At 46.1% G+C, this 13849-nt stretch carries 14 protein-coding genes; 7 read left to right on the top strand and 7 right to left on the bottom strand.

The window, feature by feature from the left end; all coding sequences use genetic code 11:
* Positions 1–60: 60 nt before the first annotated feature.
* The gene (locus GC102_RS29050; protein ID WP_171644910.1) at positions 61–714 is read left to right on the top strand and encodes a response regulator transcription factor; all 654 of its coding nucleotides are present in this window, start codon (positions 61–63) and stop codon (positions 712–714) included.
* Positions 707–1813, top strand: coding sequence for a PAS domain-containing sensor histidine kinase (locus tag GC102_RS29045; RefSeq protein WP_376769418.1), 1107 nt, complete (start codon positions 707–709; stop codon positions 1811–1813). Before GC102_RS29050 ends, GC102_RS29045 begins: the two co-directional genes overlap by 8 nt.
* A 34-nt stretch (positions 1814–1847) precedes the next feature.
* On the opposite strand, the gene msrA is transcribed toward GC102_RS29045, so the two are convergent.
* The 5 genes from msrA to GC102_RS29020 all read right to left on the bottom strand — a co-directional run bounded on the left by msrA (position 1848) and on the right by GC102_RS29020 (position 6376).
* On the bottom strand, positions 1848–2981 hold the full coding sequence (gene msrA, locus GC102_RS29040) for a peptide-methionine (S)-S-oxide reductase MsrA (RefSeq protein WP_171692608.1): 1134 nt from the start codon (positions 2979–2981) through the stop codon (positions 1848–1850).
* Positions 2982–3016: 35 nt separating this feature from the next.
* Positions 3017–3397, bottom strand: coding sequence for a DoxX family protein (locus GC102_RS29035; protein WP_171692607.1), 381 nt, complete (start codon positions 3395–3397; stop codon positions 3017–3019).
* 171 nt (positions 3398–3568) lie between these two features.
* Positions 3569–4237, bottom strand: a complete 669-nt coding sequence (locus GC102_RS29030; protein ID WP_171692606.1) for a response regulator — start codon at positions 4235–4237, stop codon at positions 3569–3571.
* Positions 4234–5112 (bottom strand): sensor histidine kinase, encoded by an 879-nt coding sequence (locus GC102_RS29025; protein WP_246321177.1) that lies wholly within the window; start codon positions 5110–5112, stop codon positions 4234–4236. Before GC102_RS29025 ends, GC102_RS29030 begins: the two co-directional genes overlap by 4 nt.
* 367 nt (positions 5113–5479) lie before the next feature.
* Positions 5480–6376, bottom strand: a complete 897-nt coding sequence (locus GC102_RS29020; protein WP_171692604.1) for a helix-turn-helix transcriptional regulator — start codon at positions 6374–6376, stop codon at positions 5480–5482.
* Positions 6377–6549: 173 nt separating this feature from the next.
* Between GC102_RS29020 and GC102_RS29015 the strand changes: the two genes are divergently transcribed.
* The 3 genes from GC102_RS29015 to GC102_RS29005 are packed head-to-tail and all read left to right on the top strand — an operon-like array spanning position 6550 to position 9415.
* A complete protein-coding gene (locus tag GC102_RS29015; RefSeq protein WP_171692603.1) occupies positions 6550–7395 on the top strand; it encodes a sugar phosphate isomerase/epimerase family protein in 846 nt (281 codons plus the stop codon).
* A gap of 11 nt (positions 7396–7406) precedes the next feature.
* A complete protein-coding gene (locus tag GC102_RS29010) occupies positions 7407–8408 on the top strand; it encodes a hydroxyacid dehydrogenase (protein WP_171692602.1) in 1002 nt (333 codons plus the stop codon).
* Positions 8409–8467: 59 nt separating this feature from the next.
* A complete protein-coding gene (locus tag GC102_RS29005; protein ID WP_171692601.1) occupies positions 8468–9415 on the top strand; it encodes an acetylxylan esterase in 948 nt (315 codons plus the stop codon).
* Positions 9416–9471: 56 nt separating this feature from the next.
* On the opposite strand, the gene GC102_RS29000 is transcribed toward GC102_RS29005, so the two are convergent.
* Entirely contained in the window at positions 9472–9768 is a 297-nt protein-coding gene (locus GC102_RS29000; RefSeq protein ID WP_171692600.1) for a hypothetical protein, read from the bottom strand.
* A 226-nt stretch (positions 9769–9994) separates the two neighbouring features.
* Here GC102_RS29000 and GC102_RS28995 point away from each other — a divergent pair, with 226 nt between their 5' ends.
* Positions 9995–11389, top strand: coding sequence for an MFS transporter (locus tag GC102_RS28995; protein ID WP_171692599.1), 1395 nt, complete (start codon positions 9995–9997; stop codon positions 11387–11389).
* Between the two features lie 155 nt (positions 11390–11544).
* The gene (locus GC102_RS28990; RefSeq protein WP_171692598.1) at positions 11545–13212 is read left to right on the top strand and encodes a ribonuclease J; all 1668 of its coding nucleotides are present in this window, start codon (positions 11545–11547) and stop codon (positions 13210–13212) included.
* A gap of 455 nt (positions 13213–13667) precedes the next feature.
* Here GC102_RS28990 and GC102_RS39165 read toward each other — a convergent pair.
* On the bottom strand, positions 13668–13849 hold a 182-nt coding region (locus tag GC102_RS39165), incomplete at its 5' end, for a hypothetical protein (protein WP_216628203.1).

Genomic DNA, 13849 nt, shown 5'->3' with positions numbered 1-13849 from the left:
ATTATTAATATAATATGAGTGATGATAGGGTAGTTCTAATCGATTTATTGGAGGATGGGTATGCTTAAAATTCTAGTAGTTGATGATCATGCCGTAGTCAGGTCGGGATTAATGAGCCTGCTGAATGGTAAGCATAGCATGGAAGTTATCGGAGAGGCTGCCGATGGAAAAGAAGGCATTCAAGCAGCCGAATTGCTTAAGCCGGATGTCGTATTAATGGATTTAAACATGCCCCATGGCATGGATGGACTTACAGCGACAACAGAATTGAAGCGCCTGATGCCGGATTTAGCGGTGCTGGTTCTGACGATGCATGACGATGACGAGTACCTGTTTAGAGCAATTCACGCAGGCGCCTCAGGGTATATTTTGAAAAGTGCTCCGCATGAGGAGCTGTTGACTGCCATCCGCTCAGTAGCATCAGGAAACGCCTATCTGTATCCTACAGCAACCAAACGGCTGATGAGTGAATATATAGAACGATTGAAGCATGGAGAAAATATCGGTCCTTACGAATCCCTTTCTGAACGTGAAAAGGAAGTTCTGTCTCTGATTGCCAAAGGATTTTCCAATAAAGAAATAGCTGAACAATTGATTATTAGCGTAAAAACAGTTGAATCGCATAAGAGCAACGTGATGGAGAAGCTAGGGCTCAAAACGAGACCAGAGTTGGTCAAGTTTGCGGTGAAGAAAGGATTGTTGAATTTTGAGTAAGGATGTAAATAAAGAGTATCCAGAAGTGATTGGTGAAAATGTAACGGAGCTTATAGCCCGCATGGATGATTATATTACGGACTCCATGTTTCAAGCTGATCTGAAACAGTCTCTCAAGCAGCTGTCCAATGTTAAGTTTGCCCTAGATGAATCTTCCATTGTTGCCGTCACGGATCATAAAGGGAAAATTCAATATGTGAACGATAAATTTTGCGAAATCTCCCAATATTCACGTGCTGAACTTCTCGGTCAAGACCACCGAATTATTAACTCGGGTTATCATCGGAAGGAATTTATGACCCTCTTGTGGCAAACGATTACCTCTGGCAAGGTATGGCGCGGAGAGATCAAAAATAAAGCGAAAAGTGGTGGATTCTACTGGGTAGATACGACGATTGTGCCATTCGTGGATGAGCAAGGGAAACCCTACCAGTATCTTGCGATTCGTAACGAAGTGACGCAATTAAAGCGTGTCGAAGAAGAGCTGCAGCTTATGATGTCGCAAGTCATGCAAATTCAGGAGGAAGAACGAAGAAAATTTTCGCGTGAGCTGCATGATGGTATCGGGCAGAGTCTGTTCTCACTGTTGATACAGATGGATAGAGTCATTGGGGAAAGTGAGCAGTCTGAAATAGTCGGGCTTAGGCAAGTTGTTTCCGGAATCATTGAGGAAGTTCGCAATTTGGCGTGGGAAATCCGTCCTTCTGTTCTGGATGATTTAGGTGTAGTGCCGGCCATTCGAACCTATATAGAAAATTACACGGGGCATTACGGCATACGTGTCTTACTTGAAAGCAATTTGCGTAAGCGACTGGGAGCTTTGGAGGAAACGACCATATACCGCGTTATACAGGAGGCTCTTACCAACGTAGCCAAGTATGCAGATGTATCAGAAGCTAAGGTGTTCGTTCATGATAAAGATTCATTCGTTGAAGTGCGCATCGAAGATCGGGGAAAAGGTTTTATTCGCATTGGCGGCTCCAAAGGAGTGGGGCTATTCAGTATGGAGGAAAGAGCCAAGAGCATTGGCGGTGAAATCGCTATTCATTCTGAATTAGAAAAAGGGACGACGATCACCCTGATTGTTCCGAAGAGGTGAATCATACATCCCTGCGGAGAGTTTTGCTGAGCTCTTAGGAATTAAATTGCTTGACAAACAAGCCATATCCTCTTGCTTCAAGGTCATTTCTCGGAATGAATTGTAAAGCTGCAGAGTTAATGCAGAAACGCAGTCCCGTGGGCTCGGGTCCGTCGTTGAACACATCGCCTAGAAAGGAATCGGCATAACGGCTCCTGACCTGGGTAACGACCGAGAATAAGTCACGTTTTTCTTTAAATATAATATGGTCTGGCACCAACGGTTTCGTAAAGCTAGCCCAGCCCGTACCCGCATCAAACTTGTCTTTGGAGCTAAATAATGGCTCACCCGAAACAATATCCACGTAAATACCTTCTTTTTTGTTATCCCAATACTCGTTGTGAAACGGCTGCTCGTCCTTATCATGCTGAGTTACGTCGTATTGGAGCTTAGTCAACGTTTTCAACTTTTCTTCTTTGTTAAAATCTTTATATGCATTCATTTTTTCGGGAATCACGACCCGATCTTTACCCCAAGTTTTATTCAAAAATGCAGCCCGACCAGAGCCGAGTTCATTTACCTTGTAGCTGATTGGATTTTTTTTGAAATAGTCCTGATGTTCCTCCTCCGCTTTGTAAAACGTTGATGCAGATAAAATCTTCGTTACAATCGGCTTATCAAACTGTCCCGATGAACCTAATGCCTCTTTGGATGCTTCGGCCATCTCTTTCTGTTCATTGCTATTGTAAAATACGACGGAACGATATTCGTTGCCACGATCAACGAATTGACCATCTGCATCCGTAGGATCGACGTTTCGCCAGTAAACTTGAAGCAGCTGGTCATACGTAATCTGATCCGGATTAAAGCGAACTTCCACCGACTCTAGATGGCCTGTAGTTCCAGTAGACACCTCGGCATAGGTCGGATTTTCCTTTTGTCCTCCTGTATATCCGGTTACAACACGCAAGACACCATCAAGCTTTTCGAAGGGCGACTCCATACTCCAGAAGCAACCTCCAGCAAAAATAGCGGTATCGTAATTGGTGCTCGATTGTTCACTAACTGTAGTTAACACCTCTTGAGCTTTTATTACTCCATCTTTGTGAAAGGAAGCGTAAATGGAATAACCAATAAAGACGAATAGGGCAATGGGCAGCACATATAATTTAGGTTTTTTAAAATTCATTTTCCCTTCGCCTCCGTATTAGGTTCTCTAGATTCTCAAGAAGCTAATTCCATACCTTTCTGCATTTTTCTTAGGAAGTAGTAGGACAGCAGAACAAACAATAAGACTACGACAGACTTAATACTTCCCATAGGATTTCCGACAGCGTTTTCTGACCAAAATGCTGCAATACAATCAATAGTAAAGCCGGCATATGCCCATTCTTTTAGCCTGTTGAATTTTGGAATAAGAAGAACAATGATACCTATGAGTTTGGCTACTCCAAGAATAGTCAGAAAGTAGGCAGGATAGCCCAACAGCTGAGTCGATTCTGCTAATGTTTTTGGGGTTTGTAAAAGCTCATTGACGGCACTGAGTAAGAATCCTATGAGCGTACAAATCGTGATTACCCAGTAGGTGATTTTTATTTTCTTCATTTTAATAACTCCTCGTATCATATTTTTTAGTTTTGTCTTTCTTACACTCTGATTTTAGCAAGAACAAAACGTAAGCAAATCTGTGAGAAGTCATGTATTCACAAAGAAAAAGGCAGAACGTTTGATCGCTAAAGCATGATTAATCTCATACTCTATGCCAAAAGTCATGCCTTATAATTCTATTTGATGACGAACTGAGAATACGGCAGCTTGTGTTCGGTCACGCAATCCTAACTTAGCTATGACATTCGAAACGTGATTTTTCACTGTACCTTCGGTGATAATAAGTAAGCCTGCAATTTCTTTATTATTTAATCCTTGGCCCAATAAAGCTAGTACCTCTTTCTCCCGTTCGGTCAGTTGACTGAGCTGGGCAGGCTCATTGATAGGTAAAGGATGAGCGTTATCCGGGTTCCATTCCGACATTTTTTTCAACTCGTTAAGAAGCGTTGCCGTTATATCTGGTTGAAGTACAGTCCCGCCATTGTATACAGTTTGAATCGCACTTACGATCGCCTCAGATGGCATATCTTTCAACAAATAGCCATGGACGCCTTTTTCCAAAACTCTCAAAATTAACTCCGCGTCATCGAAAGTGGTCAGAACCAGTACCTTCGTCTCTGGTAAAGCTCTAAGAATCAATTCCGTTCCTTCCACGCCATCCATGCCAGGCATTCGGATATCCATCAACACCACATCCGGTCGCCATTCGAGCGCCTTGGTATAGGCATCTCTCCCATCAACCGCTGTTCCAACGACGTCCATGCCCTGTTCCAACCCGATGATGGTCGCAAGTCCCTCTCTCATGAGCCTCTGATCGTCTACGATGAGGATTTTCAATGATGTACACGCTCCAATTCCGTTAATGGATAAGGGAATTGCACTTCGACAGCAAAACCATCTTGCTGATCCATGCCGAAATGCACCTTTCCATTCCATTCCTTGACTCTTTCTTGCAAATTAATTAAACCAAACCCCGGTTTCAGTTGGGCAGGAACCCCTCCGTCATTACGTATGCACAATGAGAAACCAGTCTCCGAATAGGCTAACAAGATTTTCGCATTTTTCGCATGGCCGTGTTTATGAGCATTCGTCAATGATTCCTGTACAATTCGATAAGCCGTTAATTGGAGATCACCTGGCAGTGGGACGGGGGTCCCATTTACTTCAAAAGTGGTTTGAACCTCGGCAAATTTGGTGAATTCCTCCGTAAGCTTCCCGAGGCTATCATTTAAGGAAGTGGACGTAACAGGCTCATCTCGAATAGCCCTTACCGAAAGCCGGACCTCTTGCAAAGACGATCTAATTAGATCTTCACAGGCCAGATAGGTTTGTTCACTGCGTAAAGGATCCAGACTGCTTAGCTTGCGAGCCGCTTGCATTTGAACCAATAATGCCGTCAGTTTATGACCTACCGTATCATGAATTTCTCGTGCAATGCGCACTCTTTCCCTAGTCGCTGCCCACTCCTCCGTTTTGAGAGCATAGTCCTGAAGTCGCTCATGGGATTGCATCAATTGTGCATACAACTGCATCGTATCCCGACGTGCGCGTTGATAAAAATTGATTAGAGCGCTCACAATACCTGCGAAAATAATGAACGAACAGGTAATAAAGTAGCCAATTTCATCGATTCGTTTAAATAAATACCAATCAATGCTTCCCATCGTAATAATATACACGACCAGCAGTAGTAAGCATGTAATAATTAGCATTCGGGTGTTCTTTAAAAACATTAAAATCGCTAAGGTTGTAATTCCAATAAATAGATGATTCGGGAAATTTCCACCTATATATACATAACCATAGGAAGCGGATACCAAGAAATCTAAGATGAGGATGTGAAAAAGCCAGGTGTGTTTTTTTTGCATCTTTAAATAAAATAAATGAACCAGAAGAAAAATCACCAATGAAAAGACCACAAAGCTTAGGCCCCAAAAAATCGTAATTGAATTTTGAAAATAAAAAACACCGGTTAAAACTAAATCAAAAGCAAGCTTTATGCCAAAAAACAGCCTCCATGAAAGGGGGTTCTTTACTATTCTATCCGTCTCTTGGATCATTCTCTTCAGCTCACCTCATCTAAGTTTGATGCCTACGATAGTCGCCTGGCGTTACGCCTGCGTGCTTCTTGAACGTTCTATTGAAATGACTTATATGATTATAGCCCACACGGGTAGCAATCTCGGTCACATTGAGGTCCGTTCCCCCTAGCAGCTCCATGGATGCCTGAATACGAATGGCTGATAAGAGCTCGATATACGATTTGCCCCGCACCAGCTTGAGCATATTGCTGAAATACGATGGAGCCATCAATGCCTTAGCGGAAACCTCTTCCAAATGGAGATCCTCATTGTAGTGCGTTTCCATGTATCCAATAGCTTCATAGAAGGCTTCTCGATGATGTGCCACCCTGTTGCGCTCATGTTGACTTTGCGTTTGGGAATAGCGTTTATACTGCCTGCCGGTAATGACGAGAAGCTTCAGCAGCTCGGCTTTGATCGCTAACCGGTAGCCTTCTTCTTGTTCCTCCCATTCCGAGAGAATGACGTTCAGCAGGTTCTCGACAACGGTTTGTGTAGGAGGAGGGAACGACATTTTGGGCAAAAGATCGGCTTCGGAAATAAGGGGTCTGATATAGGCGAAATCGACGAACGTCTGCATTTGCGCCAGATCCTGAAAGCTTTCATTAATCGCATGGGGCATGAAATCGACCTGTATCATCTCAAAATCCATCGAATCACGGGGTTCCAAGCGATGCTCTTGAAAGGGCGGAATCGAGAAGAGATCGCCTTTGGTCAACACATATTGCCTGCCTGCCGCCCAATGAAGACAACTGCCGGACATCATGTAGCACAGCTGAAGGTGCTCGTGAGCATGCTGAAAACGATTCATATTCAGTGGCGTTCGAACTTCGATTTTAAAAGGAAACTGCTCGTCGAGTAACCCTTTGTAGACATAGATCGGATAATCAGACATACATGACCTCCACTAAATTCATCCGTAAATCATTAGCTAAAGATAATGGTACACAGATTCGAGGAATTGTGCAAAAGAAACATGGAAAAGGGAAAGCGTTTACTGAGTTTCGCTGCAATAATAGGAGGAAGTTAAGTTGCCCACTAGATCTGGGAGGAAATGGGGAAAGCAGTATGAAGCATCTGGCATTTAGCACGCTCCCCTGCGATGGCTGGTCTTTGGCTGAGATGATTGCGTTTGCCAAGGCATGCGGTTTTAGCGGAATGGAGCTGAGGGAAGGATCCGCCTGGGGCATATCCGCCGAGATGGCGCAGAAGGAGCGGGAAATAGCGCTTCAGAAATTCGAGGAAGCGGGCATCCGAATCACCAATATTGGTTCAAGTGTATGTTTCACAGGCGAAAAAGGGGATGCCGAGCAATTCGATAATTTTAAAAAGGTCGTTTCGCTCGCTCGTGATTTGAAGGCTGGCGGAGTGCGGATTTTCCTTGGCTACTTCAATAACCGCAGAGACAATCCAGTTCCTGCTATTCCATATCCTGAAATCGTAACCCAGATTAAGCAAGCTTGCGATTATGCGGTCTCTTACGGTGTGCAGGTATGGATCGAGACGCATAATGAATTTGCCACCGGCCGCTCGCTTCGCAAGCTGCTGGATGATGTAGATAGAGCGAATTGCGCGGTTATCTATGATATTATCCATCCACTGGAAGAAGGAGAGACGCCGGCGGAGACAATTGCGTTACTCGGCTCGCAGTGCGTTCATGTACATGTCAAAGACGGCGTCCCTTTTGAAGATCCGCTGGAGTCGAACTGGATGTACACCAAGGTCGGCGAGGGGCTGGTGCCGATTGCTTCAATTGTAGATCAGCTTGAGCGAATGGGCTATACCGGTTATTACTCCCTGGAGTGGGAAACCAAATGGCGCAGGGAGCTGCAAGTTCCCGGTATGGAGCCAGCAACTATTCTTCCTGCGTATGTTGCATTTATGCGTGAATTATTTCAAAGCCTAATGAAATGAGGGTTAAGCCTATGAAAACATTAATTACGATCGCTGACGCTGGATTACGTGAATTATTTTGGCAGGAGCTCACTCTGAATAAGCTTTCCAGCTTTTCCGAGGTTGATTTTATTACCTTGAATGAGAAATTTACAAGTGAGGACTTGTCGGAACGAATTGGCTCTTATGATGCCTGCATCACTTCATGGGGTTCGCCTCGATTTACTCCGGAAGTGCTCGCGCGCGCGGAGAGATTGAAGTTTATCGGCCATGGAGCAGGTAGTGTAGCATCAATCGTCAAAGAGGATGTGTTCGATACTTCGATTGCCGTAACATCGGCTAATAAAGTACTTGCGCTCTCGACTGCGGAGTGTGCATGTTCACTGATGTTTGCCGGAGCGTGGGACTTAGCGGGGTACAGCAATCGTCTTAAAGAGGGGCAGTGGAGCAATAACAACCGCGATACGATTCTCGGCGTGACACGAAGAGTGATCGGCCTGGTCGGCTACGGGGAAATCTCTAAGCAGGTGATCCGGATGCTGCAGCCTTTTAACACGAGAATCTTGCTGCACTCCAGCTACTGTACGCAGGAGGAAGCGGCTGCGCAGGGCGTCGAGCTCTGTGGTCTGAATGAACTGTTCGAGCGCAGCGACATCGTCTCGTTGCACAATACGTGGACACCTCGCACGCAAGGGATGATCGGTGCGGAACAGCTAAGACTGCTGCGCGACGGGGTGCTCTTCATTAATACGGCTCGCGGGCCTATTGTGAAAGAAGAGGCGCTCTTGGAAGAACTGAGCAAAGGTAGGATACATGCAGCCCTTGATGTTTACGACATAGAGCCGATGCCAGTCGATCATAAGCTGCAGGCGATGCCGAACGTGTTATGCTTGCCGCATATTGGCGGGTTTCATGGAATATTGAAGCGCGAGCTCTGTGATTTCATCGTCGATGAGCTGCACCGGTTCGTGAAAGGTGAGGATTTGCTCGGCAAAGTTACGTTGGATCAGTACCGCAGATTGACGCCGTGGTAGAGGTATCTCGTAGAAAAATTGTATAATTAAACGGACAAATTTAACCGAGGAGTGTAGCGATGAACGCAATAGAAACACGGATTCATTCTTTGAAACAGTATGTGCCGGAGTTGACGGCACCAACGGATCTTAAAGATTTTTGGGATCGTGTCTCCCAGGAAGAAGCAGAATCCGTGAGATATACGATTGAGCCGGTCGTCTCCCCTTTCTTACAGGCCGAAGTTTACAAAGTTGTATTGGAGGGTGCAGCAAATACGCTGGTTCACGCCTGGTATATGCTGCCCTCCGTCCAACTGCGTCATCCACTTCCCTGTATCGTAACCTTTCACGGTTATTCCGGTTCCAAAGGTCAACCGGAAGATCACGCTGCTTGGCTGCTTATGGGGTATGCGGTACTCGCCGTCGACGTCCGGGGGCAAGGAGGAGAGACCGGCAACGGGCTGCCGCAAGAATACGGCATGACCAAAGGATGGATAACACAGGGGATTCTCGATCCTGAGGGTTCCTATTATCGGGCAGTAGCTATCGATGCCCTGCGTGCTGTACGGTGTGCGATGGCAATGCCAGAGATAGACCCCGAGAGAGTGTTTGTTTTTGGCGGCAGCCAAGGAGGCGGATTGGCGCTGCTTGTATCCGCTTTGGAGCCTAACCTACGGGCAGTAATCGCACATGTACCGAATATGTGCCACATGGATCTGGGGATACTCCAATCGGTCAGTTCACTCATCGAAGCTGCGGAATTCGTAACTCGCTTCCCGGACCGCCTTGACGAGGTGCTGCGGACGCTTAGTTATTTCGACATCATGAATTTGTCCCATCGAATTACGCTGCCCGTGCATGTGACGGTCGGACTAAAGGACACGACCTGCTTACCCGAGACGATCTTTGCCGCATATAATCGGATCGCATCTGTTGACAAATCGATCGAGGTTCATCCGTTCATGGGGCATGCGCTGCCTCCGGGATTTCACGCTGCGGGACACGCCTTTTTCTCGCAGTGGCTTTGAGGGCAGGGCCAGGGGAGCAGCAGCCTAGTAGTGATCATTAGCTAATCATTACATTACTAGGCTGTAGGCTCGCTTTTCATGAAGCTTTTAGCTAAATTCTCGACATTCAAATCTCTTGTATTGTTTTCTTGGTCTCTTAAAATCTGAATCGAATACTGCTCCCCAGGTTTATTTGCCTTGAAAATAGCCTGTTCTGTATTTTCAATACGAACATCGTGACCGCAGTCTATTAAACATTGTTGAAAATCATATATGGTAGGTTTTTGATTTTCATCTAAGAATATAAGCCCTCTTAAAAGTTGTATGCTATCCTTGTGGATAACTTTAAAGTGAATAATGTGTTCTTTTTTCATAGATAAGCACTTCCCCTAATATGACTATTCTTAGCTATCATAGATATATGGTAGCTGTTTTTGTTGCTCTTGGCTGTGATTTTTGTTATAGCTTATCGATGAGAAGTTCATTGACATGCGAATGCCGCCATGCTAAACTGTAACGAAATTGATTATAGATAGTTAACTTCGGTTTATAGTTATGTAACCTTGAGATAGACCATCTTGAGCGTGGAGGAGTATTCGTATGTCAACCGATTTACCGCAAGTAGAGAAACCATCCGAACCAGAGGTGCCCGGTATTATGCGAGAACGGACGGTCTCTTGGTTACTCTGCATGACCATAATTCTAGTCGTTATGAACACAATGATGTTCAATTTGGCATTGCCCAAAATTGCCGTACAATTCGCTCTCAACCCCTCGACGGCGTCATGGGTCGTGACGGGCTACTCCATCGTCTTTGCTATATCATCGATTACTTTTAGCCGATTGTCCGATTTCGTGCCCATTCGAAGACTCTTCACGGCGGCGCTGCTGGCATTGGGCGGGGCATCCGTGATTGGCATGTTCAGCGATGGATTTGGGCTGTTGCTTTTCACGAGGCTTATTCAGGCGGCAGGCGCTGGAGCCATTCCTTCGCTCGCGATCGTGCTTGTCACTCGTTATATTCCGGTGTCCCGCAGGGGCATGGCAATGTCGTTCATTTTGTCAGCTGCCTCACTTGGCCTCGGGCTTGGTCCTGTCGTCGGTGGATCGATCGTTCAGTATCTGGGGTGGCATTTCCTATTTGTGATCACCGGCCTAACCCTGCTGCTGATCCCGGTTTTCCTGCTAATACTGCCCCGGGAAAAGGCGGCGCGAGGCTCGTTCGATTTCATTGGTGCCGTCCTGATCGGGATGGGGACGACGGGTTTGCTGCTCTTCCTCACATCCAAGAGCGCGGTTGCACTCGTAGTGGGCGTGATTGCTCTGGCCTTGTTCGCGGTGCGCATCCGCAAAGCGTCGAATCCATTCGTACTGCCAGCCCTATTCGGCGACAGAGTATATCTGGCGCTTGGTGCCATCGGCATTAGCGCCTACATGATCAGCTTCGCCTTCTTGTTCCTCGCCCCGCAAATGCTGGCCAGAGTTTTTCATTTAACTCCGGCAGTATCGGGTCTTGTGCTCTTTCCAGGCGCGCTCCTTGCCATGCTGGTATCCAACCGTGTTGGCCGCCTCATCGACCGATACGGTAACGACGCGCTCCTCCGCTACACGCCGTGGCTGTTGTTGGTTTCAACCGTATTGCTCGCGCTGACTGCCGTCCATTCTTTTTATGGGCTTGCTGTCGTCTATATACTGACGAGTATCAGCATCACTTCTATCTCCAGTGCGGTCTCCAACGAGCTATCCCGGCAGTTGACGAAGGAACGGATCGGCTCCGGGATGGGCTTATTCCAGCTGCTGCAATTTTTCAGCGGGGCTTTCGCCGTAGCCATTTCGGGGAGTGCACTCGTCTTGCAGAAGTCATTGCCAACCGAGCGCGCGTTTGACAATCTCATCTGGGGCATGGTCGGAATCGCCATATTGACCATCGTCTTCGCCTTTATTTATCGCGGCTACGCCAGAAAGCGTACGAATGCCGCTGCTACTCTGGCTTAATATAAATTAACAAAGAGGATCCCGCGCGGATCCTTTTTGTGTTTTTGATACTAAGCAACGATTTCAAAAATTGGATATCTAGAGCAAATCGGAGTATAGGTTATCCCTTATGTGGAAAAATTAAAGCGTATATGTAAAAATAGGGGGCTTTTCAGGTGCGCAAGACAGAAAATCAGTTGTCTGTTTTCTCTTTAGGCGGAATTAACGAAATTGGTAAAAATATGTATGTGGTGCAATATGGAGATGATATCATTGTCATTGATTGTGGCTCAAAGTTTCCGGATGAAACTTTACTCGGTATTGACTTGATCGTTCCGGATATTACCTATTTACTTGAAAATAGCGATAAAGTCCGCGCACTGATTATTACGCATGGACATGAAGATCATATCGGGGGCATTCCCTATATACGAAGACAATTGAACATGCCGATTTATGCAACTCGGCTAACACTAGGGCTAATTGAAAGTAAGCTGAGAGAGGCTGGACTGCTTGCGGATACGAAATTTATTGAGATTGACTCCGATTCGAGCATCGAGCTTGGACAGATCACGTCTACCTTTTTCAAAACAAATCATAGTATCCCTGATTGCTTGGGAGTTGTCTTTCATACACCAGAAGGAACGGTCGTACATACGGGAGATTTCAAATTTGATTTAACCCCAGTCAATAATCAATACCCCGACATTCATAAGATGGCGGAGATCGGGAAGAATGGGATTCTACTTCTTTTATCTGAAAGCACGAATGCTGAGCGCCCTGGGTACACACCTTCGGAAAGTCTTGTAGGCAAGCATATAGAAGATGCCTTTCATAAAGCGAAGCAAAAAGTGTTCATAGCCACCTTTGCCTCTAATGTTCATAGACTTCAGCAAGTTATTGATGCTGCTCAGGCAACGAATCGAAAATTAGCCTTACTTGGCCGTAGTATGGTCAATGTTGTGAGAATTGCTTCCGAGCTTGGTTACCTAACAGTTCCTGATGGGATGCTGGTGGAAGCGGGGGAAGTCAATCGTATGGTTCCAGATCGAATAGCGATCTTATGTACCGGTAGTCAAGGAGAACCGATGGCTGCATTATCGCGATTATCCCGTTCCAATTATCGTCAAGTTGAAATCATGCGTGGAGACACCGTTATTCTATCCTCATCCCCGATTCCGGGAAATGAACGCAATGTGTCGCGGACTGTCGATAATTTATTTAGTTTAGGGGCTGAAGTCATTTATGGTTCGAGCTCATCTACAGGCATGCACGTATCCGGACATGGGAGCCAAGAAGAGCTGAAGTTAATGCTCACACTGATGAAGCCCAAGTATTTTATACCGATTCATGGCGAGTTTAGAATGCTTCATCAGCACCGTATATTGGCTGAAGGTGTCGGCGTGGACCCAGCTAACATCTACATTTTAAATAATGGCGATGTCGTGGATATCAAGAACGAGGTCGCAACTCAGAGCCGCAAAGAGTACGCGGGGAATACCCTTGTCGATGGATTAGGGGACGTTGGCAACATTGTTCTGCGTGACCGTAAACAACTGGCCGAGGATGGTATCTTGATCGTGGTCCTTCTGCTTAGTAAAAGTGACGGTAAAATTTTGTCCGGTCCGGATATTATCTCCCGCGGGTTTGTCTATGTTCGAGAGTCGGAAGACCTGATGGATCAAGCCAATATTCTAGCAACAGAAACGATAAACAGGCTTCAAAAAGAAAACGTGAATCAATGGAATGTGCTTAAAACGAACGTAAAAGAAGTCCTAGGAAAACTCTTTTATGAAAAGACGGGCAGGAGACCCGTTATTCTCACGATACTCACGGAGATCTAGCACAAGCAAGACATCTAGCCAATCTAGTACAAACAAGTAAATCTAGCATTAACAAATCTAGCACAAACAAGCGGATCCCTTCGGTTTGAAGTGGAATCCGTTTTTTGCTTTAACGGATCGCTGGCGATGGATGAGAAGATATCTTGGGGGAGGAATCGAATGATCCATTACTTGCTGTACTAATTAATATTGCCGTCGCAGGCGCCTATATAGCAGACAAGATGAAATAGACGAGGACAACTTTCACGAATTCCAAAGCACCTACCACATGATTACTGCCGCATTAAGCAAAGATGGAACTGCTTCTCGGCCGCGGCCGCGAGATAGCGATGTTATTCATCGCTATCTCTTTGCTTTCCCGCTCCGCACGCGGGTTTGGCCCCTCATAAGGATGATTTTCATCCTTATGGCGGGGTTGCTCGGCCGCGGCCGCGAGATAGCGATGTTATTCATCGCTATCTCTTTGCTTTCCCGCGCCACACGCGGGTTTGGCCCTTCATAAGGATGATTTTCATCCTTATGAAGGGGTTGCTCGGCCGCGGCCGCGAGATAGCGATGTTATTCATCGCTATGCCTCTGCTTTCCCGCGCCGCCCGCGGGTATGGCCCCTCATAAGGATGATTTTCATCCTTATGGA

Origin of the sequence: Paenibacillus germinis, from assembly GCF_013141785.1 — a bacterium.
Lineage (GTDB): Bacteria > Bacillota > Bacilli > Paenibacillales > NBRC-103111 > Paenibacillus_E > Paenibacillus_E phytorum.
The sequence above is the reverse complement of the archived record's forward strand: the minus strand, read 5'-3'. Positions and strand labels throughout refer to the sequence as shown.